The sequence below is a fragment of the Sphaerochaeta pleomorpha str. Grapes genome (genome assembly GCF_000236685.1).
Lineage (GTDB): Bacteria > Spirochaetota > Spirochaetia > Sphaerochaetales > Sphaerochaetaceae > Sphaerochaeta > Sphaerochaeta pleomorpha.
Genome location: NC_016633.1, coordinates 3,049,310 through 3,073,048, shown reverse-complemented (window position 1 = coordinate 3,073,048; position 23,739 = coordinate 3,049,310). Strand labels below are relative to the sequence as shown.

Here is a 23,739-nt window from a genome sequence, read left to right as displayed (position 1 = left end):
AACACACAATCGGTCTGGATAATGATACACCAGTAGAGTCCAAGGTGTAATTGTACCTGTCTATGAACACGATCCCTGCCTCTCGGATTCTGATCATACCCGCCGTCGAGCTCAGTCACTACGTCTCCCTAGAGATCCTTAACGCGGTCAATGATATAATTCAAAGAACAGGAAGGCTAATAGTGCAATCGAATCCAACCGTTCGTGAATATTTAATTTTTACTCATCGAAAGCCGCTTTCAGCTCTTTCTCATAGAACTCGACATCGTACCGCTCCATGAGCTTCGAAGACAGTCTATCGCGAAGCTCCTTATGTTTCTGGGAACGCAAATCCTCATCCAAGAAATGTTTGGCTTCTTCAAATGTAAGTTGTTCTGCTTCGGTCCTGTCCGTAACCTGAATGATATAGATAGCCCCATTCCATTCAAACGGTCGGCTGATTTCTCCAACATCGATCGCCATAACCGATTGGTGGAAACTATGGACTTCCGTTTCCATAAATAGATCAGGACCTTCACCAATCCAGCCCTCCAACAGGCCGCCCTGCTCGGCGGTGGTCTCATCGTCAGAATATTCCCGAGCAACATCGGCAAAATCCGAACCATCTCTGAAGAGACCAGGAACAAGCAATTCGTAGGCTTCCTTTGCACGATCCCACGCACGGCGAGAATCTTCTTCGGACTGGCCTAAATCCACCATGATGAATCGGATTTGGGACTGTGGTGGTCTTACAAGCTTTTCCTTGATTTCCTCATAATATGTCTTGGTCTCTTGTTCAGTCACCTCAATGAGATCGTCAACCTCTTCCTGCTCCATCATTTGGGCAAGTACATCGAGTTGGGCTTCTTCAATGGCAATGGAATCATCGGAATCTGTCAGTTGCCTCGAACTGTCATCCAATAGCAAAAGACGATCGATTAATCGTTCAGCAAGGAGTTTCCACCCTGGTATGCCTTGATACTCCAATGCAAAACTTGTCGGGAGTTCCTTGAATTCCTGCCAGAATTCTCCCACAGTCAGTCGTTGGCCATTAACGGTCAACAAAGTTTGATCGCTCTTTGAATCAAACCATCGGTCCTGTATTTCCGGAAGAATAATAGTCCTTATGGCTGGCTTAGCCTCGGAAAGTGTCAATGTCCGCTGAGGTTCTCTCGAGATCAGGCGAAGAATGTAGAAGGACTCTCCTGCCAGGAACACTTCACTGAACTCTTTGTAATCCAAGTTGTCAAGAACTTCATCGTAACCTGGTGGGTTCTGGCCATTGTTCACAATCAACCCCGATTTTACAGATGTTCCCGATGTCGTACCAATGGCACCCAAGGTCTCACCTGACCGTAAACGAATAAGAATTTGGGAAGCCTTGTTCCTTGCCGCTTCGATATCAGCACCAACGGGTATCCGGATTTCGTCCACCTGTATCCTTGCTGGTACTTGAAATTTCTCCTCATTTTCGGAAAAAAACCTGAGGTAGTCCGACTCGCTAGGTTCTGGTACTTCAAGTAGCTCAAGATTACTGGTGATGCTGGCATTAGTCCTCAAATTATCAATGTAAAGCTTGACAAATTCTCCTTCCCGCTGTGATTGCAGGAACAACCGGATATCATCCTTTGCCTGGGTAAGTGTCAGTTCACCAAAATCTTCCCGATTGGCATCGTAATACGACTGGAGATCCTCCTCACTCACCCCCATCCCCTTCTCGTGCAGAGCTGCATCGATATCTCCAAGGTTGATGTCCTCTTCGATGTGCTCCATCACATGGCGGAAATCTTGTTCTTGCTTAACATCACGTGTCTTCGACCATTGCCGCACCAACTCGTCCGATACCATTTCCTCAACCATCGCACGATAACCTTCAATAGTTTGCAGCTGTTCGTTCAGTTGAGGTTCATTCAGCGCAAGTTCCTCGATGTGCTTTCGTATATCCCCAACAGTTACTTGCCCCCCAACAAAAGTCGCTACGACTCCCGGAGCCGGTGCGCTTTTGCCGAACAACTTCTCACCGAACAACAGCGAAGTGCCAATCAACACCACGATCATCACAACAATCCACCACTTCACTGTATAGCTAACGGAAAACCCTTTTGCACGAATCTTGCTTTCAGCCATCTTATTGGTTTGCTGTTCGCTCAGATCAGACACCTGTGGCGAATCGTCTTCAATATTCTTCTTCGTACGTGTCATCTCAAGTATCTGTGCATCACTTCCATGGACCGGTGGTTCTCCTCCCGCCAGTTGCTCAGGGTTCCGTTGATCACCGTTCTGTCCCGGATGTGTGTTTGATCCATTTACCGGCAATTTTAAAGCAGCCCTAATGTCACGTAATATCTGTCGCCAGCCTTCAATCATGCTTTCGTTCTCCTCTCATCTGTCCAGTTTTGGTGGAAAGGTTGACGTTCTACTTCCATTCAGAATACGCAGATCAATTTTCTCGGATGGCGGAACAACATACGTGTTCACCTTGGGCAGAACCTTCTCCATCTTCTCCAGATACAATCGGAATTTGGTCACATCCTCTCCAAAAATCTTGCTGTTCGTACGATATTGAGCCAGTACGGCATTAAAACTCTGGGCAGCACCTGCGGCTTTATCTTTTTGAGCTTGTGCCGCGCTTTTTGCTTGGGACAGGATGCTCTTCGCCTCGCCCCTTGCTTGTGGGACCACACTGTTGCGGTACCCCTCAGCGTCGTTTACCATCTTATCCTTGTCTTCTCTTGCACTCGAGACATCACGAAACGCGTCGGCTACAACTTCTGGGGGATATGCCTTCTGGAAACTCGTGCTGATGATGCGAATGCCGCTATCATATCCGTCAAGCACGGATTGAGCCTTATCACGCACATCGTTCTGCAATTGCTGTCTTGCAGTTGTCAAGATATCGTCCACTGCTGATCGCCCGCTGAGACCAGCGACCGCCGATCGAACACTATCCCTGACCAACTGGTACGCGGGATAGTCGATATTGAACAGATAAGCAACAGGATCATTGATTTGATACTGGACAATTACCTCAAAGTCGATGATGTTCGTGTCTCCACTTAAAACCTGCAGTTTTCGAGGACCATCAAGGTGAAGCGGATGTTCCTCTGATTCCGATACTCCCACGCTCTCTCGGCGAACCTGTGCGATATTCACAACTGTTTCAGACTCAATGGGCCATGGTAAACGATAATGCAAACCGGCGGGCACATTTGTCGCGATCACCCGGCCAAACCGTTGAACCACTCCTATTTCTCCAGGTTGGACAGTGTATACGCCTGATAGTATGTAAACTAGAATGATCAGCAATATTGCTGCCATTACAATGAATCTAAGGTCCAGATGTTTAAACGCACTCTTCACATCGTCCAATGGTGACAATCCGTCTTCCTGTGATTCAAATCCCTTCCTCACCATTCCACGAACACGATGGATAACCTGACGCAACCTATTCAAGACTGGTTCGGATTTATTTGCGTTCATGTCCTCTGCAACCTGTTTCGAATCTGCTTCGAATTCCGGCGAAGAATCGTTTTTCGAATGTCTGTCATTCATCATGATCTCCTCATTTTACGCTTTCAGGCTCCGGGTCGGACGACTGTGCCATCAGCATCGAGATACTTTAGCAACTCGGAGTCGGAGGGAAGAATGAGCGTCGTTCCCGGTGTAATGACATCGTCATAGGCTTCGAGAGTGCGTAGGAATTGGTAGAATTCCGGATCCTGGCCAAATGCCTCGGCGTAGATTCTAATGGCTTCAGCTTCTCCTTCTCCCCTGATACGTTCTGCCTGCTTCTGGGCTTCAGATAGGATTGTTGTCCGTTCAGCCTCCGCCTCAGCACGGATGACGGTAGCCAGCTCAGTTCCTTCGGATCGTAGCTGCCGAGCGATTCTTTGACGTTCGGCACGCATCCGCTGGAAAACACTCTGTCGGTTCGCCTCTGGGAAATTAAGCATCTTGAGCCTTACATCTGTAACGGAAAATCCGTAAGGTGCCACTCGAAGTGCAACTTGGTTGGTGATCCGTTCTGTCATGGTCGTCAGTTGCATCGATGCGGGATCTGTCGTGACCAGATTTGTCAAGTCATATTGGCTCAGAGCCACCCCCAATTCAGACGACATGATGTCAGAGAGACGGCTATTAGCCCCCGAAGGATCGCGTACACTCGTGAAAAATTTTAGCGGATCGTCAATTTTCCATGTTGTATAGGCTTCGACCAAGATATTCTTCTTATCTTTCGTAAGCAATTCAGTCTCCATTACGTTGTACATCTGCAAGCGCCGGTCCAGTCGGATGACGCTCTGTACGGGAGCAGGCCACTTACCATACAAACCTGGCTCGGTAATCGCCCTGACTGGCTTGCCGAACTGAGTAACAATAACATATTCAGTAGTGTCTACCTGAAACAGTGATAGTCCAACGACAATGACTGAAACTGCAATCAGCGCCGGAATAAGGTAACGAAACACACGCATAACGTTCCTCCTATAATACTTTGGAAGGGCATCAAGTCCCTCCTGGCATCCTTTGAAATGGACAAATGATCCTGATCGAGAGGCAATTAAATTTCCGCAGAGACAATGCTCCTTGACATCATTTCGTTGCCTCAGGATTCGTGAGCCACAACTCGGTACCGTCGGTCCGTACAGTCGGATCGATGATAAATTTGTTGACACTTGGTAGTACTCTCTCGAGCGTCTCGAGATAGAGACGGGTTCGGGTCACACCGGGAGCAACCAGATAGGCTGCCAGTTGAGACTCGAAGCCTGCCGCTTCCCCAATCGCGAAATCGATCTTTCGAGTCTTTTCCGCCCGCGCGGTCTCTATAATACCAACAGCCTGGCCCCGAGCAGACGGGATGACTTCATTTCGGTAGGCCATCGCTTCATTGATGTATGTGCTCCTGTCTTCCCGCGCACTGGATACATCACGGAATGCGTCTGCAACCGAGGAGGGAGGATTAACCGCGAGTAGCTGTACATTTACAATCTTCAACCCAGCCTGATGCTCATCAACCAGCGCCTGGGTTAGATTCTTCGCTTGGTTATTGATCTCCCCCCTTCCGGTGGTTAGAAGCTCATCAACACTTCGCTGCGCGACAATCTGTCGGACGGATGACTCAGCTTCTTGTTCTACAAGCTGCTCGGAGTTCACAACATTAAAAAGGAATGCATTTGGATCCGATACGATGTACTGGACACCCACCTTGACTTCGATCAGGTTGGTGTCTCCGGTAAGCACCAGAGTGTTCTCGGTCTGCAGTTGCCTCACCCGGTCGAGAGCTACCCGGTCCATCCGGCTGACCAACGGCAATCGATAATGCAAACCCGGTCCCACATCAGCAACTACTTGACCAAATTGCCGAACGATACCGCGTTCATCAGGTTGAATGGCATAGACGCCTGATAAGAATATCCCGATTATTAGTGCCCCAATACCGATAGATGCGAAGCGCTTGGTATGGCGCCTCACGCGAGCGATATTATCCTCCTCCAGATTGAGAAGACCACCAGAGAAGAGAGCTTTTATTGCCGATGCTGCTATCTCCCATCCAGATTTGAGGACGAGCAGAATAACAGCAAGTGAGACGATAAGATCCAGGGAACCGAGACCTAGAGCGGAAGCGATCAGACTCGTCACTACCAGTGCTGAAGCGTACATATCCATTCGGGAATGATAGCCACTTGCAATCAGACTTGGAGAATTGGTGGCTTTGCCCACATAATTTTTAAGCCGGGCAATGAAGTAGGTTACCGCAATCGTAAGTAGGGACGTAAGCGCCACCAACCATGGATTGCGCAGTCCGGCTTGCTCGCCTGCAAGAACTACCTCAATGAAAATAGTATACGCCACGTAGAAAATGAATCCTGAGACGACCAAGGCAACGATATTCTCTATTAATCCCACGCGATGACGTCGTTTTGCCTCCCAGCGACCAGCAATCAGACCTGCGAGTACAAAAAGGGAAATGAACACATCACCCATGGAATGCCAAGCACTTGCCCGCAATGCAAAACTGCCGGACCAAATCGCCAGTCCGAACTTTAGGCTAACCAACAATAAATTGGCAACAATGGTAACCAGAATCGTATTCTCTTTTCTGTTCATACCTCACCTCATATACCGTTCGTCAGTTGGAATTGACCCCGGCCTACTCACCCGGCGATTTGCCGTGATTGTCCAGTATTCACACAAGCGCATTCATGTCTTTGAACGTTAATGTCTCCATATGAACAAAAAATGAATTTTCAACACATGTTTATCCTTCATAAAATTCTCTCTAGTAAACCAAGGCAATCAGTCAAGTGACTATTGCCACCCTTTTAGGTTGCGGTAGATTCACCGGAGGAGTTAGCGGTAAGTGTTGGTTGATGAAATGTATGCCGCCTGTGGACGCTTCTGGCATGTCTCGTTCCATATTGCCCAATGTATCCGCTACTTTCATAAAGGGGACACAACTGGCTCCTATTCGTCAACGATTGTATCTATTGTTGCCTCGATATAAACGTGACGAATGAAGTCGTGTGGATAATACTATTCTCCGTTCAGCCTCAAACCTTGAAGAATTTTTTGGGGAAACAGCCAAGAGAAGCTTTTGATCTTGAGCAGTAGTCAATTACTTCTACCATCGCAATTGCTGTCTGGGGATATGTAGTCCGGGTCCCAATGCTTGAGCGGTATCCCCCATTCCCTTGGGCCCAAATGCAAACAGATTTAAATAATGACGAAACATATCGGAGATACCCGAGGCGAGGCAGTCTGTTATTGCCACTTGGATAGTTTTCCATTCCAGCAAAATACCCCTGCAGTTGTTTCATTCCGCCAAGGGGACTAGTCATTGCTGGCTCCCCCGTTGGCATCAGTTGTCAAAAATTATCAAAACCTATTCCTTTCGGATATTCAGTTATTACTGTTACAGCAATGATGATGAACCGTGGTATATGGAAACTTGTGTTCTAAATAGACACCTCGACCGCACTTCAATCTCACTGTGATTACATCTCATGCAAGCCAACGATGTTTCCGATACAATCATCGGCATCATGCATTACTTTGGTCCATCACCGATTCGTCGCGAATACCGCAACGTCCGTGTCGAGTTGAGGACAGCAAGCAGGGAGACCCCAACATCCGCGATGACCGCTTCCCACATGGTAGCGAAACCGACCGCACCGAGTGCCAGAAAGGCAAACTTGACTAGCAGCGCAAGGGAAATATTTTGCATGACCACCGACCGGGTATGTTTGGCGACACGTATCGCTGAGCCGATTCCGTTGACTTTGTCATCCATAAGAACCACATCGGCAGCTTCTATAGCCGCATCCGAACCGAGTGCGCCCATTGCGAATCCGACATCCGCACGCATAAGAACCGGAGCGTCGTTTATGCCATCTCCCACGAACGCCAATCGCTGCCCCTTCGGGAGCTCTTTAGAGAGTTGTTCGACAATCCTCACCTTATCTTCAGGTAGTAGCCCGGCATACCACAAATCAACTTTGACAACCTCGGCGACACTGCGAGCAACCGCTTCATTATCTCCAGTAAGCATCACCACCCGCTGTACACCGGCAGCCCTCAGGTCAGCTATAGCCTCGGCGGCTTCCGCTTTGATCTCATCAGCAATTACCAGATGCCCTACGTAGCTTTTATCCAACACCACATACACTACCGTTCCTTCCGCGTCGCAGTCGCCATGCTCAATGTTTTCACGGTGAAGGAGCCGATCACTGCCGGCCATAACCTTCCGACCCCCTACATGAGCGATCACACCATAACCCTTTTCCTCTTTAACATCAGTGATTGTCTCCATGTCGATGTTGTGTTTGTATGCTTCCCTTATTGATCGTGCAATCGGATGCGTCGAATGGGCTTCGGCGCTTGCCGCCAAACGAAGCACATCATCGGCGGTGAAGCCGTTTCTCGGCACCGTCTTTGTCACCTTAAAGACGCCCTTCGTAAGTGTTCCCGTCTTGTCGACGACTACTGTAGAGACATCCCTGAGGGCATCAACGTAGTTTGCTCCCTTGATAAGTATTCCTTTGCGTGACGCACCTCCGATACCCCCAAAATAACCGAGCGGTACCGAAATGACCAAAGCACAGGGGCAAGAGATGACAAGGACAACAAGAGCCCGGTAGACCCACTCACTCAAAACGGCACCCGGAACAAACAAGGGGGGCAAGAATGCGACCAACGCAGCAAGACCGACAACAATCGGTGTATAGACAGATGCGAATTTGGAAATGAATTTTTCTGTGGGGGCCTTGCGGGCGGCGGCGTCCTCCACTAGTTCAAGGATTCGGGAAACTGAAGATTCCTTGTATGGCTTAGTAACCCGGATCCGTATCGTTCCCGAGTCGTTCACAAAACCTGAAAGTACAGTATCACCAATCCCAACCGATCGCGGGACCGACTCACCGGTAAGCGCGGATGTATCAACAGCCGATTCGCCTTGGGTAACTTCCCCATCAAGCGGGATACGCTCTCCTGGCCGGACCTCGATAATCGCACCGACCTCTACAACGTCGGGACTGACTTCTCTCATTCCGTCGTCTGAGATAACGCGCGCGGAATCCGGACGGAGGTCCATCAAAGAGGATATCGATCTACGCGACCGACCGACAGCAAGGTCCTGTATGTACTCACCGATGGAATAAAAAAGCATTACCGCGACCGCTTCAGGTAACTCATGGATGGCAATAGCTCCCAATGTTGCAACGCTCATCAGGAACATTTCGTCAAACAGGCGACCTCGAAGAATATTCCTTCCTGCACTCAGCAGCACCGGTCCGCCGACGAGCAGATATGCGGAAAGGAGGACAACGTACTCGGCCACCTGATACTGCGTCGCATGAAGGGTCTCATTGAAGATGATTCCAGCTCCAGTAAGAACGAGGGCTAGCACCATACGTACAACACGCCAACCTGTATTTTCGTCATCTCCAGAAGTTCCGTTATGATCGTGGGAGTGGCCATGGTCGGTATGTGTATGTGAATCAACATTGATGCCAACGATTCGCGCATCCGGTTCAATTCGTGCGATCACATCTTGGGCAGTCTGTAGGCCGGATTCAGGAATAACAATCGACTCGGTTCCGAAGCTGACCGTCGCATCTTCAAAACCCTCTATCTTACGGAGTCCCGACTCGATCTCGTTCGCACACTGTGCACAATCCAGACCATTGATACGATACTTCTTCATATTTTCTTTCTTTGACATAGTTTAACGCTCCTCCTTATAGTGTTCTTGACTTGTCTTGATCAGAGCCAGCACATGCTCATCGTCAAGTGTGTAGAACACCTGTTTGCCTTCCCGTCGTGCTCGAACCAAGTGTCTCATCTTCAACAATCGCAGATGGTGTGAAATCGCTGGTGAAGACATCTCCAATAGATAAGCAAGATCACAAACACACAACTCTTGCTTGGAAAGCAAGAAAAGAATCTTCGTTCGCGTCTCATCGGCGAGTACGTGGAATAACTCCGAGAGCCCCAATACCTCAAAGAGCGAACTGCGAAGCTCACCCTCGTTATCCCTACAGTTTATGCTGTACTCTGAACATACATCTGGGTGTCGCTCAAGAATCTTTTGTTTCATAGAAGTTTCTCCATATCTACAACAATTAAATGTTTGTTTAATTGTAACAAGTCGTCCAGATATTGTCAACTGCACACGCTTGAGATGTGGCATTCTATGGAATCAAGACGTTTCTACCGGAAGCGACTATGGCAGAAAAGAAGGAAGCATAACGAGAAGCAGGTGGCAATCACTATCCATTGCATCCTACAAACTTGATGCTCTCTTATCTGGAAAGGTAATATCTTCACTGAACAACCACAAAGATTGATACTTCACCTCTCGATAATACAAAACAGGTTGTACTGTGCTATGATGCTCGTATGTCCAGCAGCCGGTTGTGTTCAATCTTTCTGGTGTTCCTCACCCTCTCTTCGCTCTTTGGCGCCTCGTTACGCCAAGAACCTATGTTCACTGATCCGTATGCGTCAGAAAAACTTCTGGAAGGTAGAAACTTTCTGCGGGACCTGGCACCTGGTGAAGCCGAACCTGTGAAGGATTTGCGAATCTCGTTGGTGACAACGGGTCGGGGCGATCCGCTTTATAGTTGGTTCGGCCACTCGGGACTTGTGGCCACAAACACAAGTAACAACAAAAGCGTGATGTATGATTATGGAATTTTCAACTTCAAAGACGATTTCTACCGTACATTCGTGCTTGGTCGGCTCAGTTATGAGGTCTGGGCGACATCCACCCCGGCACGCATCGATCTCGCCATCAAAGAAAATAGGGATATGACCGAGATTATTCTTGACCTTCCTCTTTCAGCACGACTCGAGGTACTCAAATTCTTGAACTACAACATCCAGGAGGGTCCTAATACCTACCTGTATCATCAGTATGAGGAGAACTGTTCGACGAGGCTCCGCGATATTATCGACAAAGCGACTGACGGCCAACTTCGGGCTTGGTCCACCTCAATCCCAATGGAGGAGACGATTCGCATGCTCGTCGGTCGGTATACCCGAACAAACCCAGCAATCGAATGGATCCTTGACTTTCTCCAAAGCGGCTCGATTGATAAACCCATAACCCTATGGGAGGCTATGTTCCTCCCGCAAATTTTCGAATCGGCGCTCCTCGGGTTCACCTACATCAATACAGAGGGCAATGTTATGCCGTTGACCACCGGACGTCAAATCCTGAATATGGCAACTGGGGGGATACGGGAAAGGCCACTCGATTCCTGGACAAGTTATACCATTCGGTTCACCTTGTTTGGAATCGGCACCGCGATACTGACCATCCTCCTTGGAGGGTTCCAGAAGACTCAGTTCCCGATTCCGTTGCGCCGCGCACGACGATTCGTCTACGGTACAATCAATTTCCTTTTATACACTACAGGAGGTGGGCTGGCTCTCTTGCTTACGTTCATGATGATTGTCAGCAACCATGATGTGACTTACTTCAATGAGAACATCATTTTTATCAACCCGTATCTCATGTTGATGGGAATTCAGGCACTTCGCGGAGGATTCGGCCACAACCGCCCCCTCGTTCGATTCCGCCGGGCCAACATGTTGATGGTAATCATCACCATAACCTGGATGGTGATGAAGTTGGTATTCATCGACCATCTGATCCAGCAGAATTGGCATATTGTGCTCACCGTTCTCCCGCTCTATTTGGCAAATAGCACTATACCGTTCGAGCGACTCCTCATTCCTCGCCACCGTACCATCGACGATTCCGATTCCTAAACTATTGTCCCCTTTGTCCACCTGCTATGGTGGAGCAGTTTTGTTACGTGTCTGTGATATTAGTAATTTCTTGACCAGAGGGCTGGTTATATCTTGCTCGGACACAAGCACCATTGGATTTCTAGCTTGTTCGGCCCGTAATGTATTGGAAGCAATCTCCTGGATGTCTTTGTCTTTAATCTCAATATCTGGATTGTTGAAAATAGCTGAACGTTCTTCTTCTGCTTTTCTACGTCTTTCAAGATCATCAAGGGATGATTGATTTTTCCATAGCTCATACTTGGTGAATTCCACCTCGGGTAAAGGTATCTTCTTGATTAACTGTCCAAGGCTGATTTTCCTCCAGTAACCTCTCGGAGGAACAGGAACCTTGAGCCTCTCACATAATTTTGCCAGCCCTCTTCCTGATATTCCAAATTCTTCGGCCAATTTCATCATAGGTTTTGACCAAACAGCCCTATACAAATCCTCACGTGATTTGATTTCCTCAGACATCCCATTCCCTCCATAATCAGACATCAGGTTTTTTAATGCTTGAGTCTATTTCTTCTTTCTTGGATTTCCTTAATAGTCACTTGCTTTCCATTACCATCTAAGTACTTTCCATTATCGGATCTCCAGAAAACCAAGTCATTCGGATAGTCGGGTTTATCATTATGCCGAAAGCCATTGATTGAAAAATGCAATGCTTGTTCAACCGAGGGATAACTATGCAAATCCCGATAAGGATCAAATTGGCCGGGACCCCAGAATGCATAGTTGCACTTACCGGTAAACATACCATCCTTGAGTGACTGTAAAATCTCCACCTTAAGATCTTTGGGTGCCCTATAATATTTGATGTAATAAGTAGTCACCAATTGTTCGATCTCATTAATACCCGAAAGGCTTACAATTTCTGAATAATCGATTGTGCTTTTCATATTTGAACCATCCTTTAATAGTAGACTATGGTAACACTATGAGGCCATCACAGTAATTGTCAATCAACCAAGAAAATAATGCAGCTGTTTTGGGATACGATAACCGTGTTACCCATTCCTGAGTCCTTTGGATGAGCAATCATTACCTTATTTTTTGGAAAGCTTATGGAAGAACACATAGGACGAAATGAACTTATTCCACATCAGTTTTGGTCATTACTGGATACTTGATGTGAAGCTGTCAGCGGTATGCGATGATTGCTGTTCATTTGCTATCATGACAGTGACAAGAAAGCGGACTCCTTCTGTATAGTCGAATAAGTATCTTTCACCTATGCTGAGGATTACCAACTTTTCTCTTTATAACGTTTTATCAAGTTGACTTACATCCCACTTGTAGGAATGTATAGACCAACAAATTAAACGAGGAGAAGGTAATGACTGATCAACAATCAACGCAGATTACGAACATGAGAGAAAGTGGCTTTGGATATTCTACGATTGCAAACCAAATAGGGCTTCCAAAGGAATGCGTAAAATCTTATTGCAGGACTCACGGACTTACGGGGAGGAGATCCTCCTCGCATGTGGATAAGGAAGTGGGTAACAACACTTGCCGAACTTGTGGGAGATACTTGCAGCACACTCCTGGAAAGAGAAAGAAACAGTACTGCTCGGATGCTTGTCGTATGGATTGGTGGAATGCGCATCAGGACAAGGTGAAGCGAAAAGCATACTATTCGTTCACATGCGCCGAATGTGGTAAGACCTTCAGCTCATACGGAAATGCAAAAAGAGTCTACTGCAGCCATTCTTGCTATATCAAGGCTCGTTTTTCCAAGAGGGAAAAGTAGCAGGGGTCCCAAACTTCGATTAAGGAAACGAACCTTAAATCAGTTGCTAGGGATTTTGTTGAAACTATCCAAGGAATAGTATTCTTTGGAATCGTGTTTGGCCGGTTTTTACCGGCCAATCTTTTTAATTACTCCCAGCAATTACCATACCAAGTAAGAGTTGTTAAGCATCTCCCAATTTCACGAATCCTCTTCATTATCGCTGATTCAGCTCTCAACCTCAAATTTCAAAACCCAATGATTCCTGCAGATTACTCCAATGTAGTTCATCAGAGTAAGCCATAAGGATTGGAGCAGAAGATTGACGATAGTTCTCTTGTTCCCTTGCCATTCAGGGGCTTCAAAAAACTTCAGGGGTACGGTTCTCCGGTATCAAGCAGGAGAACACAATGACTGAAAAAGAAACTACACAAATCACTGAAATGAGAAATGATGGTCTGGGATACACCACCATCGCATCAAGGCTCGGGTTATCCAAGGATTGCGTCCGGTCCTTCTGTAGAACCCACAATCTCAGGGGTAGGAGATCTCCTAGCCATGTTCCTCAAGATCTGGGAAAAGATTATTGCAAGACCTGTGGTAAACGTTTGGAGCATACTCCCGGCAAAAGGAAGAAACAGTACTGCTCGGATGGCTGTCGCATGGACTGGTGGAATGCCCATCAGGATCAGGTGAAGCGTAAGGCCTTCTACCAATTCACCTGCGTTTGCTGCGGCAAATCATTCTCGGCATATGGGAATGCCAAACGCAGTTACTGCAGCCACGAGTGCTATATCAAAACAAGGTTCAAGAAGGAAGTAAGCAAATGACAAAAGAGCAGTTCAAGGCAGAGGCCGATTACCAGATGGCTCTTTTGCTCATCAAGAATCTGTTTGCTCAGGACCTGTTGACTGACGAGGAATTCAAGACTGTCCAAGGAAAACTCATTGTTAGATACCAGCCAATAATTGGCAATCTATCTCCTTGACATGACTTGATTTAATCTCAATTCGTAGGGATGTATAGACCTAGGAGGAACCAGTGAGAACAATTAAGCTGATACAAAAACCAAAGCAACTGGCAACCAAAAATCGAAAAAAGCGAGTTGCAGCCTATGCACGGGTCTCTACGGTACATGAACGACAAGAGCATTCGCTTGAATCCCAGGTCGATCATTACAAGAGACTGATTCAAGCTAATCCTGAATGGGAATACCAGGGGATCTACATTGATGATGGCGTCTCTGGAACACAGATATCTGGCAGAACGCAATTCCAAGAACTCATCACCAAATGCGAGCAAGGCATGATTGATATTGTGCTGACGAAATCGATATCGCGATTTGCCAGAAACACGGTCGACTTGCTTGAGACTGTAAGGCGGTTGAAGGAACTCAACATCGATGTCAGGTTCGAGAAAGAAAATATTGAAACAATCTCGAGTACAGGAGAATTCCTTCTGACCGTCTTGGCATCATTTGCTCAAGAGGAAAGCAGAAGTACTTCTGAAAACCTCAGGTGGGGAGTCAGAAAGCGTTACGAGAAGGGAATCAGCCTGCATCACCGCGTCTATGGATACCGGTGGACCGGCAAGGAGCTCGTCATTGAACCGATGACCGCAAAGGTAGTGAGAAAGATATTCAGGGATTATCTGAAGGGAAAGTCGATGAAACGTATTGCAGACGAACTGAACAATCGTTCCATCCTACACTTTGGGAAACCTTTCAATGATGTGGCTATCCATACCATTCTACACAATGAGCGTTATATCGGTGATACCTTGCTCCAGAAAACGTATTGCGTGGATTTCATGTCCCAGCCCCGGAAGAAGAATCGCGGGGAGCATCCCATGTACTATGTCGAGGATACGCACCCACCGATCATCAAGCGGGAAATATTCGAAGCCGTCTCGAGAGAGATTGACCGTCGAAGAGAACTCGGGGTGTACAACATGCCGAAGGTGAGTCGGCGTTGTTTCACCGGTAAAATCATCTGCGAGAAATGCGGAAACAACTATATCCGGACTTACAAGACACCAACCAATGCGAATTGGAGATGCAAATCCAACCGAAGAGATGGAATCAAAGGATGCAGGAGCATCGGTATCAATGAGGAACAGTTGAAGATTCTGTCCAATTTCATGTTGGGGATCGACGAGTTTGATGAGCAAGCCTTTTACAAGGAGGTCGATCACATCTCCGGTGATGGAGAGGGCTCATATACCTTCCATTTTCGTGATGGACGGCAAATCAACCGGTTCTGGCCTTCCAGGGAAAAAGCCTATAAGGCAGCAATCGATAGAAGAAGAAAAACCAATGACAACGGAGCGCATGCATGGCAAAGGTAAGGATAATTCCAGCAAAGAAAATCATAACAAACAATCGCAACAACCCCCATTCAACGAAAAGAAGGGTCGCAGGCTATGCCCGGGTTTCGACTGACAGTGATGAACAATTCACCAGTTATGAAGCCCAGATCGAGTACTATACCGAATTCATCAAGAGTCGTCCTGATTGGGAATTCATCAAGGTTTATACCGATGAAGGCGTGAGTGGGACCAGCACCAATCGCAGGGAAGGCTTCAAGCAGATGATAAACGACGCCTTATTGGGAGAGATCGATCTTATCGTCACAAAATCGGTAAGCCGGTTTGCCAGAAATACTGTAGACAGCCTGACCACCATTCGCATGCTCAAGGAGAAGAATGTAGAATGCTACTTCGAGAAGGAAAACATTTGGACCTTCGACGGAAAAGGTGAATTATTGATAACCATCATGAGCTCAATCGCACAGGAAGAAAGCCGGTCGATCTCCGAAAACACCACATGGGGTAAGCGAAAGCAAGCCAAGGATGGCAAGGTTTCAGTTCCCTACAGCAACTTCCTTGGGTATGACAAAGGGCCTGATGGAAACATGGTCGTGAATGAGGAACAAGCTGAATTGGTAAGACTCATCTACGCTCTGTTCCTTCAGGGAAAGAGCCCGAATGGGATCGCCGAGATTCTCACCGAGAAAAACATCCCCTCACCCGGACGTGGGAAACAATGGGTTTCCTCCTGCATAAAGAGTATCCTGCAGAATGAAAAATACATCGGTGATGCCTTGTTGCAAAAAAGCTTCACCGTAGATTTCCTTACCCACAAGCAGAAGGTGAACGAAGGTGAGGTACCTCAGTACTATGTGGAAGACCATCATGAACCGATCGTATCCAAAGAAATGTTTGCTCTAGTCCAGAACGAGATGAAACGGCGCGATGGAATGCCTGGCAGACGAAACCGCCGGAGAATGCTTTCAGGACGAATCCTCTGTGCCCAGTGCGGATCTTGGTTTGGAGAGAAGAAATGGCATCCAAACAGCAAATATCAGAAAGTGGTTTGGCAATGCAATGGGAAATATGATAAGGCACACTCCCAATGTACCTCAGGCAACTTGATAGAACAGGATGTCCAGAGAATGTTCGTTGTAGCAGTCAACAGACTACTGAAGGATTCATCCAGCATTCTTGAAACACAGAAACTTGTCTACGATACGGTTTTCGATACCGCTGGTCTGGAAAGGGAAAGGACGGCACTCATAGCTGACATGAGTGTTACAGCCGAACTCATGGAGCGTATGTCGAGCGGACAACCCAGCTCAAGATCCAATGGATATACCCATACTCAAGAGTATCAAGCACTACAGATACGATATGAGCAGGCTGAGAAACGTAAAGAGGAGCTCGACAATACTATCCAGGACAAGGTAGCCAAAAAAGCACTTGCAACTTCATTCTTCGATAATCTCAAGAAACAGAATAGCCAGGTCGTGCGTTTTGATGAGGACCTATGGAGCGGACTGGTTGATCATCTCAAGGTGCATTCTCCAAATGATGTCCGATTCATCTTCCGCGATGGATCTGAAATCAAGGTTGACTTATCCGAAGAGGAAAAGAAACGCCCTCCTCTCACAGAGAAACAGATGACTGAGATCAGCAGTCTTCGGCGAGATGGAATGTCTTATGCGAAGATCGGAGAAAAGCTGAACCTTCCTCGTGGACAGGTTCGCAGCTTCTGCCTTTCCAGAACTTCGGGGAATGAGGCTGCTGTACAAGAAGATGGAGAGCATGTGCTCTGCAAGACTTGCGGAAAAGAGCTAGAGCATACCCCCGGGTTTAGGAAAAAGATTTTTTGCTCGGACGGCTGCAGGCAGGATTGGTGGAATCGGTATGCAAAATTCAAAGCCGGCGAAGGACGGGCTACAAACAAAGTTACTTGTCAAAACTGTGGCGAGACGTTTGTGACCTACGGCACCAACCGAAAATATTGCAGCCGAAAGTGCTATTCCGAGCACAGGGGGCAAGAAGGAGATTCAAGGGACTGACCTCTGCTTTTTAGAAAAATCATGAAAGGCAGGTTTTGCATCAGCATAGCCTGCCTTCAGTTATCTGATTGCTTGCTATCGTGCATCAGAGGGCTTGTCTTCCAAATGGATGATCAGACAGCCCTTCTGGCATTGGACATTGATTTCCTGACCAACAGAAAAACCAAACTGTTCAAGCCATTTCCCCTGCAATCTTATTGCTGGAACAGCCTGGTATTTATAGCCACTTTGGGCACAGATCTTCAGCTTTCGGTGTGTTTTAGTCTCCAAACGATATCGTTTGATGGGGTCAAAACATTGCTCAGGATAGGAGATTTTATCAAGTACGTTATCTAGGTTACTCCGATCCGCGCTCGAGTGAAGATCCAACATTGAAAAGAATTGCATCAATTCATCATCTTGATAATTCATGGCGACCTCCCCTACTCAAGCCATAGCAATACACAGTTAACTCGTTACAATATATAGAGTTAGAAATACAAACGTCAAGCAGCACAGAATTCAAATTATTCATACCAGCCTCCAAACACCTTGTGGTTCAGATCCTCTCCAGGCTCAAGCCCAGCTTTCAGGGGTACGTTCCAAAAAGGTGTTCAGAACTGTAGACACATTTGGAGTCATATTGCTTCAGTGGTTTTCCTACTATTCGGATTTACTGCCAAAACGGTCTTTATGATAACTTCTCCTTTCGGTATAAAGATAGATCAACATAACTTCTATGTATTACATAATGCACCCTCATCTTGGTGCCGCCAGTGCTCTCATACTTCCCAACCTACAAGATTTAAAGGAGCTACACGCTCCTTTCGCCAGGATAACAGCCCAATATGAAAAGGAAATCCTTTAGGTCTTCTGTAGGCAGTTCGCAATTCAAAATGCTCATAAGCAAACCATTTTAAAATATTAGCCGGAGCAGAATTTTGCTCATAACAGGAGCCTCTCCCTGGAATTATCAAGTACTTATATTGATAAAATCATATAGGGTGAATCATTCGTCCAAGGAAACAGCCACCATTTCCTATTCTATAAAGATCTCATCATGCTAAACAATGCGCGAACTTTTTGGACTTGAAGCTGTGCAAATTACTGCTGCAAGAATACCGGCAGGAAAGGATGCATACCCGCAATTTTCCTTGTTAATTCTTGTGTAGTGAATGTATAATTAGTCAGCTTACACATAAAAGGGTCTTTTCAATGTTTCTAACCAAAAAGAAAATCAGTAAACAATTCCGTATTATCATTTTCTTCATATGCATATGTTGTTTTCTTGGATGCAACGCATCAAAAAAGGATACTTCCAAAATTGAAAAAGACAACGGGATTATTGTAGGTTTTTCGCAAATCGGTGCTGAAAGCGCATGGAGAACATGTAACACCCGTTCTGTACAGGAAGCTGCAGCTGCGCGAGGGGTGCAGCTGGTATATGACAATGCTGAACAGAAACAAGAGAATCAAATCAAAGCATTACGTTCCTTTATCGCTTATCAAGTTGATGTAATAGTATTTGTACCGATCGTAACTGATGGTTGGGATAATGTATTGCAAGAAGCCCGGGATGCCGGAATTCCTGTTTTAGTCACTGACCGTAAAATTGATGTCGAAAATCAATCGTTATATGCAGGATTTATTGGTACCGACAGCCTTAAAGAAGGCAGGAATGCCGGACAATTTGTATTGGATACATTTGAAAGCAAACGTGACAAAGATCATATCAATATCGTGGAGTTATTCGGAACAGAAGGTTCTTCAGTAGCACTCGGAAGAGCTGAAGGTTTTAGGGAAGTTCTAAAGGACCATCCCGAATACCGCATCATATACAGTAAATCAGGTGACTTCCTCCGCTCAAGAGGGTACGAGTTGGCTATTGAATTTCTTGAGATGTATGATGATATCGATGTCATTTACTCCCACAATGACGGGATGACCCTTGGTGCTATCGAGGCGATGGAAGAGAAAGGACTTCGTCCTGGCAAAGATATCGTCATTATCACTATTGATGCACAGCAGGCAGCAATCGATGCGCTGCGCGGAGGCAAGGTGAATTGTGTCATCGAGTGCAACCCAAAAACCGGTCCAGAAATAATCGAGCTGGCTGAGAAACTGGCAGCCGGTGAGAGCATACCACGATTACAATATGTTCATGAAGAAGTGTTCTATGAAACAGATGATCTTTCACTCATAGAGCCCCGCGGGTATTAGCATGAAGAAACAGATATCCATTATTGAAAGAATTTTTTCAGTATTTAAGAGTAGTAGCATAAAAGAGAAAATTAAAATTTCCTATGTAATCATAATCCTTCTGATGATAACACCTCCGGTTATCACGATTTTTTCGTTTATTGTCCAAATGGGTCGCTATGACCGTATTATAACCAGTGTCAGTAAGACGAACCGCCTCAACCAGACGGTGAAGATGGATATCTCCAATGAAGTATGGGACATCGTGGCTGGAAACAAGAAATTCGAGGAAGGCAGACAGTACAACATTATTGATGGCATCAATGAGAGCCTGGAAGATATCATGAGAACGACTGAAGATCGAGAGAACAGACAGATGCTCGAAGTTGCCGGTCGTGCAGTCGATACACTGAAGCGTAATGTCGACAGACTGGGAAACCAGATGGCAAACCATTCCCTGGTGAGTGAAAACGAGGAGAGCCTCGATGAAATTCGAGGTGTATCAGCCCTAATCTCTGACATCCTTCAGAATTATACGGTACGCGTAATAGAGTCGGCCACAATATCAAATGAGCATTTCAAACGCATTACTTTCGCACTTACCATAATCCAGATTTTCACCGTATTTCTTGTTACCATCTTCGCAATCCTAACGCAGCGCTCAGTTACCGCCAGTATCAATAATCCAATCAAGAAACTTGAAAACCTGTCAAAGAGAATTGCTGAGGGAGATTTCACTGCAAGAGTGGAACTTCCTCAGGTAAGCGAGCTTGATGGCCTTACCGACAACCTGAACATCATGGCAGTCAAAATCCAGGCTTTAATCGCAGAAAATGTCAGAGAACAGCAGAATTTCCAAAAATCAGAGATGAAAGCTCTTCAGGCTCAGATTACACCCCATTTTCTCTACAATACATTCGATACAATAGTCTGGCTTGCCGAGGAAAAGAAGAATGATCAGGTTATTGACATCACACGTGCATTTTCAAGCTTTTTCAGGATATCTCTCAACAAAGGTAAAGACTTTTTAACGGTAAGTGAAGAATTTGAACATGTCAGGAGTTATCTGACCATTCAGAAAATCAGATACAGTGACATCCTGGACTATACAATTGAGTACCAGCCTGAAATGGCTAACTGTCAAATATTGAAGCTTCTTCTCCAGCCTCTCGTTGAAAACGCATTGTACCATGGAATTAAGTACAAAAGAGGTCGTGGATTATTGTCGGTGAAGGGCTGGCGTGAAGACAATCACCTTTGTTTTTCCGTGGAAGACAATGGTATCGGTATGACCGAAGAAAAGCTTGCATCTATCGTGGAACAGATTAGTGGTTCTGCCGATCTTGAAGATCTGAATAATATCTATGGATTATACAATGTTAACAAGAGACTTGAGCTGTATTATGATAAAGACACGAAGCTGCAAATAACAAGTCAGTATAAAAAGGGTACTACTGTATATTTCAGCATACCAGAGGCTGGACTCAATGTATAAAGTTTTTATTGCAGAAGATGAGATAGTAGTACGTGAAGGACTGCGAAACAGCATACAGTCTGGGACAGGCCCTTTTGTTCTTGTAGGTGAATCTTCAGATGGTGAGATGGCCTTGTCAATTATGAAGGATGTGAAACCTGACATACTGATTACTGATATCAGGATGCCTTTTGTTGATGGACTCAGTCTTTCGAGAATTATCAAAAAAATACTTCCCTGGATAAAAATAATCATAATCTCAGGTCATGACGAATTTCAGTATGCACAAGAGGCTATATCAATTGGTGTTGATGAATACATGCTAAAGCCCATTTCCGCTTCAGATATGCTGTCAACACTCAATAAAATGGTAGATAGGATTGAACAAGAGAAAAACCATCTTTCAAGTATAGAAAATCTAAAACAGCAGGCCCAGTCCAATTCTGACCTAATTAAGGAACGCTGGTTATGCGACCTTGTAACCGGAATCGTAAAGACGGAAGATGCACTTGAGAAAGGCGGTAATATGGGCATCGACCTCATTGCTCATGGTTACCTTGTTGTAATCATCAAGCTATCCACCTCCTCAGAAAACTATTCAGATTTGATTACCGCCAAGCTCCATATAAACAGCCTTATAGACAATCAGGAAGAGGTATTATGCTTCTCCCAAAGCAGGGATACCATCATCTTGTTGTTGAAGCAGCTTGTATCCGAATCTCTCGAGGAAACTGCTTATACATTAGGCCAGGCAATTAAATATGAGGTTGAACGAAACACAGAATGCATGGTTGTAATCGGAATAGGCTCATTGGTTGAACGAATCGGAAGCTTGTCCCAATCATATGCTGAAGCGGAAAAAGCTGTGAAATTCTCTGTTAAGACCGGTCAGAAACTCATAGTCGGATCACATGATCTGAACGCCTTTTCCGAGATAGATTTCTTGAAACTGGATGGAAGTCCCATATCGGAGCGGCTGAAATATGTGAAGAAGTCAGGCATTGATGAAATCATTGCCCAATACATCACCATGGTAGGAGAACACCCTTTCCAGACCACACTCATTGGATATTACCTTCTGTATGATCTTATGGTTGCCATATCTAAGATCATTGATGAACTGGGTGGTGTTGTTCAGGAAGTGATACCCTGGGGATTACAGAAAACACAGCTTTCAGAGATTGCAAGCTCAAAAGAGACATTCTGTGACGGGGTGAAATTAATCCTCAATACGTTCATAGATTTCAGGGAATCAAAATCAGCGGGAAAATATTATGAAATGATCCAGAAAGCGAAGCAGTATATAAACCTTCATTCTGCCGACCAAGATATTTCCCTGCATTCAGTGGCATCGGTCGCAAATGTAAGCCCAAATCATTTCAGTACCATCTTTTCTCAGGAAACCGGAGAAACCTTCATCGAATATCTTACACGGGTCCGAATAAACAAATCAAAAGACCTATTACTGACCACACAACTGAGAAGCGTGGATATCGCATATGAAGTAGGATTTGGAGATCCCCATTATTTCAGTTTTATTTTCAAGAAATATACAGGCATTTCCCCCCGGGAGTTTAGAACCGGAAGCAAATGCCTGAATTAAGGAAGTAGTCCCTCTATGACTGTAACGGCTTCCTTTAGTTTCCGGGCTGTCCTTTGTTTGACAATCGCAGCCAAGACGGTAGAGCTAAACTAAATCTCTTCTTGTCACGAAGCGACATGATGATACTTTGCAACACTATGAAGAAATATAGCAGAAGTCCGCTTACCATCGCTTGAAAGTTTGATTGAACACCAGCTGCACGGATCAGTTCGTTAATTACCAAGAGAGTTAGGGTGCCTATTGGTGCCCCAAGCAGGTTTCCTACCCCGCCGTTGAGCAGTGTACCACCAATGATAGCCGAAGCTATTGCTTTCATTTCGGCTCCAGACGCATTCCCGACATTGCCGGCTCCTGTTGTCATTATGTACACAAAGCCCGCGAGACCAGCTGTCAATCCACTTATCACATAGGTGAGAAACATCGTTTTCTTAACGTTGATGCCGAGCATATTAGCGCTATGACTATTGCCACCAACGGCGTAGACATTGCGCCCGAAACGAGACCACTTCATCACGGATGCAAGCAGGATAAGAAGGATTACAACAATTATCGTGCCTGGTTTAATTTCACACGGAATGAAAACACCCAGTCTGTTTTTCGTGCCAAGCCATGTAATCACAATATCAAAATCCCTTAACCTCACGAATGCAGGCATGGTTACGTTGATTGGATCTTTGTGAAGTGTGGTCAGCAATCCCTGAGCCAAGAACAACCCTGACAAGGTAATGATAAACGGTTGAATCTCTAGATAGGATATGAGATACCCCTGTAAGATACCGAAAGCGATACCTATGCCCAGAGAAATAAGGATGGCACCACCGATGTTCCCCTTATCGGATTCCAGAAATACGGCACAGGCCATTGTCACCAACCCGCACACTGAACCAATAGAGATATCGATACCTCCACCGACCATTACGATGCACAAACCCAGTGTCATAATGATGAGTGGAGCATTCAGATTGAACAAGTCGAAGAAAGTCTGAAACTGCGTGAAACTGCCTGGATAACTGATGATTGCAAATAGGTACATCAATACAAATATGACCGCAGCTATGAGAAACAGAATATTCGAATTCGACATCCTTGTTTTTGGTTTGATTACGTTCACAGAAGCCAT

General features: G+C 45.8%; 19 protein-coding genes. 9 read left to right on the top strand and 10 right to left on the bottom strand.

Translation table 11 applies throughout. The annotated features are described in order from the left end of the window. Positions 1-219: 219 nt before the first annotated feature. The 4 genes from SPIGRAPES_RS13995 to hflK (SPIGRAPES_RS13980) all read right to left on the bottom strand — a co-directional run bounded on the left by SPIGRAPES_RS13995 (position 220) and on the right by hflK (SPIGRAPES_RS13980) (position 6,084). Positions 220-2,346 carry a peptidylprolyl isomerase gene (locus tag SPIGRAPES_RS13995; protein ID WP_014271403.1) on the bottom strand — a complete coding sequence of 709 codons (2,127 nt, stop codon included), beginning with the start codon at positions 2,344-2,346 and terminating at the stop codon, positions 220-222. A gap of 15 nt (positions 2,347-2,361) precedes the next feature. Then, positions 2,362-3,531 (bottom strand): FtsH protease activity modulator HflK, encoded by a 1,170-nt coding sequence (gene hflK, locus SPIGRAPES_RS13990; RefSeq protein WP_014271402.1) that lies wholly within the window; start codon positions 3,529-3,531, stop codon positions 2,362-2,364. A gap of 23 nt (positions 3,532-3,554) precedes the next feature. Continuing rightward, positions 3,555-4,451, bottom strand: a complete 897-nt coding sequence (gene hflC, locus SPIGRAPES_RS13985; RefSeq protein ID WP_014271401.1) for a protease modulator HflC — start codon at positions 4,449-4,451, stop codon at positions 3,555-3,557. Between the two features lie 118 nt (positions 4,452-4,569). Next, positions 4,570-6,084 carry an FtsH protease activity modulator HflK gene (gene hflK / locus SPIGRAPES_RS13980; protein ID WP_014271400.1) on the bottom strand — a complete coding sequence of 505 codons (1,515 nt, stop codon included), beginning with the start codon at positions 6,082-6,084 and terminating at the stop codon, positions 4,570-4,572. Between the two features lie 253 nt (positions 6,085-6,337). Here hflK (SPIGRAPES_RS13980) and SPIGRAPES_RS17075 point away from each other — a divergent pair, with 253 nt between their 5' ends. Continuing rightward, the gene (locus tag SPIGRAPES_RS17075) at positions 6,338-6,481 is read left to right on the top strand and encodes a hypothetical protein (RefSeq protein ID WP_155816765.1); all 144 of its coding nucleotides are present in this window, start codon (positions 6,338-6,340) and stop codon (positions 6,479-6,481) included. Positions 6,482-7,024: 543 nt separating this feature from the next. Here the strand turns inward: SPIGRAPES_RS17075 and SPIGRAPES_RS13970 are convergent. Together SPIGRAPES_RS13970 and SPIGRAPES_RS13965 are read right to left on the bottom strand one after the other, a co-directional pair. Continuing rightward, positions 7,025-9,196 (bottom strand): heavy metal translocating P-type ATPase, encoded by a 2,172-nt coding sequence (locus tag SPIGRAPES_RS13970; protein ID WP_014271398.1) that lies wholly within the window; start codon positions 9,194-9,196, stop codon positions 7,025-7,027. A gap of 3 nt (positions 9,197-9,199) precedes the next feature. Beyond that, positions 9,200-9,571 carry an ArsR/SmtB family transcription factor gene (locus SPIGRAPES_RS13965; RefSeq protein ID WP_014271397.1) on the bottom strand — a complete coding sequence of 124 codons (372 nt, stop codon included), beginning with the start codon at positions 9,569-9,571 and terminating at the stop codon, positions 9,200-9,202. Positions 9,572-9,873: 302 nt separating this feature from the next. Here SPIGRAPES_RS13965 and SPIGRAPES_RS13960 point away from each other — a divergent pair, with 302 nt between their 5' ends. Beyond that, positions 9,874-11,250, top strand: a complete 1,377-nt coding sequence (locus SPIGRAPES_RS13960) for a lipoprotein N-acyltransferase Lnb domain-containing protein (protein ID WP_014271396.1) — start codon at positions 9,874-9,876, stop codon at positions 11,248-11,250. Between the two features lie 24 nt (positions 11,251-11,274). On the opposite strand, the gene SPIGRAPES_RS13955 is transcribed toward SPIGRAPES_RS13960, so the two are convergent. Continuing rightward, positions 11,275-11,745, bottom strand: coding sequence for a hypothetical protein (locus SPIGRAPES_RS13955; RefSeq protein WP_014271395.1), 471 nt, complete (start codon positions 11,743-11,745; stop codon positions 11,275-11,277). Positions 11,746-11,777: 32 nt separating this feature from the next. After that, the gene (locus tag SPIGRAPES_RS13950) at positions 11,778-12,173 is read right to left on the bottom strand and encodes a hypothetical protein (protein WP_014271394.1); all 396 of its coding nucleotides are present in this window, start codon (positions 12,171-12,173) and stop codon (positions 11,778-11,780) included. A 1,243-nt stretch (positions 12,174-13,416) separates the two neighbouring features. On the opposite strand from SPIGRAPES_RS13950, the gene SPIGRAPES_RS13940 reads away from it, so the two are divergent. From SPIGRAPES_RS13940 to SPIGRAPES_RS13930, 4 genes are read left to right on the top strand one after another with little or no spacing between them, the layout of a single operon-like run. Continuing rightward, entirely contained in the window at positions 13,417-13,836 is a 420-nt protein-coding gene (locus tag SPIGRAPES_RS13940; protein ID WP_014271392.1) for a hypothetical protein, read from the top strand. Continuing rightward, positions 13,833-13,994 (top strand): SHOCT domain-containing protein, encoded by a 162-nt coding sequence (locus SPIGRAPES_RS17070; protein WP_014271391.1) that lies wholly within the window; start codon positions 13,833-13,835, stop codon positions 13,992-13,994. The genes SPIGRAPES_RS13940 and SPIGRAPES_RS17070 overlap by 4 nt, the downstream gene beginning before the upstream one ends. Positions 13,995-14,047: 53 nt before the next feature. Continuing rightward, positions 14,048-15,352, top strand: coding sequence for a recombinase family protein (locus tag SPIGRAPES_RS13935; RefSeq protein ID WP_014271390.1), 1,305 nt, complete (start codon positions 14,048-14,050; stop codon positions 15,350-15,352). Then, positions 15,340-17,364, top strand: a complete 2,025-nt coding sequence (locus SPIGRAPES_RS13930) for a recombinase family protein (RefSeq protein ID WP_014271389.1) — start codon at positions 15,340-15,342, stop codon at positions 17,362-17,364. The genes SPIGRAPES_RS13935 and SPIGRAPES_RS13930 overlap by 13 nt, the downstream gene beginning before the upstream one ends. Positions 17,365-17,439: 75 nt before the next feature. On the opposite strand, the gene SPIGRAPES_RS13925 is transcribed toward SPIGRAPES_RS13930, so the two are convergent. Further along, positions 17,440-17,775 (bottom strand): SymE family type I addiction module toxin, encoded by a 336-nt coding sequence (locus tag SPIGRAPES_RS13925; RefSeq protein ID WP_014271388.1) that lies wholly within the window; start codon positions 17,773-17,775, stop codon positions 17,440-17,442. 783 nt (positions 17,776-18,558) lie between these two features. Here SPIGRAPES_RS13925 and SPIGRAPES_RS13920 point away from each other — a divergent pair. From SPIGRAPES_RS13920 to SPIGRAPES_RS13910, 3 genes are read left to right on the top strand one after another with little or no spacing between them, the layout of a single operon-like run. After that, positions 18,559-19,563, top strand: coding sequence for an ABC transporter substrate-binding protein (locus SPIGRAPES_RS13920; protein ID WP_014271387.1), 1,005 nt, complete (start codon positions 18,559-18,561; stop codon positions 19,561-19,563). A 1-nt stretch (position 19,564) separates the two neighbouring features. Next, complete coding sequence (locus SPIGRAPES_RS13915) at positions 19,565-21,037, top strand: sensor histidine kinase (RefSeq protein WP_014271386.1); 1,473 nt, start codon at positions 19,565-19,567, stop codon at positions 21,035-21,037. Then, a complete protein-coding gene (locus tag SPIGRAPES_RS13910; protein ID WP_014271385.1) occupies positions 21,030-22,619 on the top strand; it encodes a response regulator in 1,590 nt (529 codons plus the stop codon). Before SPIGRAPES_RS13915 ends, SPIGRAPES_RS13910 begins: the two co-directional genes overlap by 8 nt. 34 nt (positions 22,620-22,653) lie before the next feature. On the opposite strand, the gene SPIGRAPES_RS13905 is transcribed toward SPIGRAPES_RS13910, so the two are convergent. After that, positions 22,654-23,739: an ABC transporter permease gene (locus SPIGRAPES_RS13905; RefSeq protein ID WP_014271384.1), complete on the bottom strand. Its 1,086-nt coding sequence runs from the start codon at positions 23,737-23,739 to the stop codon at positions 22,654-22,656.

Bases quoted from the DNA above. Each gene is read 5' to 3' on its own strand.
- SPIGRAPES_RS13995 (WP_014271403.1), bottom strand. From the start codon at position 2,346: ATGATTGAAGGCTGGCGACAGATATTACGTGACATTAGGGCTGCTTTA.
- hflK (WP_014271402.1), bottom strand. From the start codon at position 3,531: ATGAATGACAGACATTCGAAAAACGATTCTTCGCCGGAATTCGAAGCA.
- hflC (WP_014271401.1), bottom strand. From the start codon at position 4,451: ATGCGTGTGTTTCGTTACCTTATTCCGGCGCTGATTGCAGTTTCAGTC.
- hflK (WP_014271400.1), bottom strand. From the start codon at position 6,084: ATGAACAGAAAAGAGAATACGATTCTGGTTACCATTGTTGCCAATTTA.
- SPIGRAPES_RS13970 (WP_014271398.1), bottom strand. From the start codon at position 9,196: ATGTCAAAGAAAGAAAATATGAAGAAGTATCGTATCAATGGTCTGGAT.
- SPIGRAPES_RS13965 (WP_014271397.1), bottom strand. From the start codon at position 9,571: ATGAAACAAAAGATTCTTGAGCGACACCCAGATGTATGTTCAGAGTAC.
- SPIGRAPES_RS13960 (WP_014271396.1), top strand. From the start codon at position 9,874: ATGTCCAGCAGCCGGTTGTGTTCAATCTTTCTGGTGTTCCTCACCCTC.
- SPIGRAPES_RS13955 (WP_014271395.1), bottom strand. From the start codon at position 11,745: ATGTCTGAGGAAATCAAATCACGTGAGGATTTGTATAGGGCTGTTTGG.
- SPIGRAPES_RS13950 (WP_014271394.1), bottom strand. From the start codon at position 12,173: ATGAAAAGCACAATCGATTATTCAGAAATTGTAAGCCTTTCGGGTATT.
- SPIGRAPES_RS13940 (WP_014271392.1), top strand. From the start codon at position 13,417: ATGACTGAAAAAGAAACTACACAAATCACTGAAATGAGAAATGATGGT.
- SPIGRAPES_RS17070 (WP_014271391.1), top strand. From the start codon at position 13,833: ATGACAAAAGAGCAGTTCAAGGCAGAGGCCGATTACCAGATGGCTCTT.
- SPIGRAPES_RS13930 (WP_014271389.1), top strand. From the start codon at position 15,340: ATGGCAAAGGTAAGGATAATTCCAGCAAAGAAAATCATAACAAACAAT.
- SPIGRAPES_RS13925 (WP_014271388.1), bottom strand. From the start codon at position 17,775: ATGAATTATCAAGATGATGAATTGATGCAATTCTTTTCAATGTTGGAT.
- SPIGRAPES_RS13920 (WP_014271387.1), top strand. From the start codon at position 18,559: ATGTTTCTAACCAAAAAGAAAATCAGTAAACAATTCCGTATTATCATT.
- SPIGRAPES_RS13915 (WP_014271386.1), top strand. From the start codon at position 19,565: ATGAAGAAACAGATATCCATTATTGAAAGAATTTTTTCAGTATTTAAG.
- SPIGRAPES_RS13910 (WP_014271385.1), top strand. From the start codon at position 21,030: ATGTATAAAGTTTTTATTGCAGAAGATGAGATAGTAGTACGTGAAGGA.
- SPIGRAPES_RS13905 (WP_014271384.1), bottom strand. From the start codon at position 23,739: ATGGCTTCTGTGAACGTAATCAAACCAAAAACAAGGATGTCGAATTCG.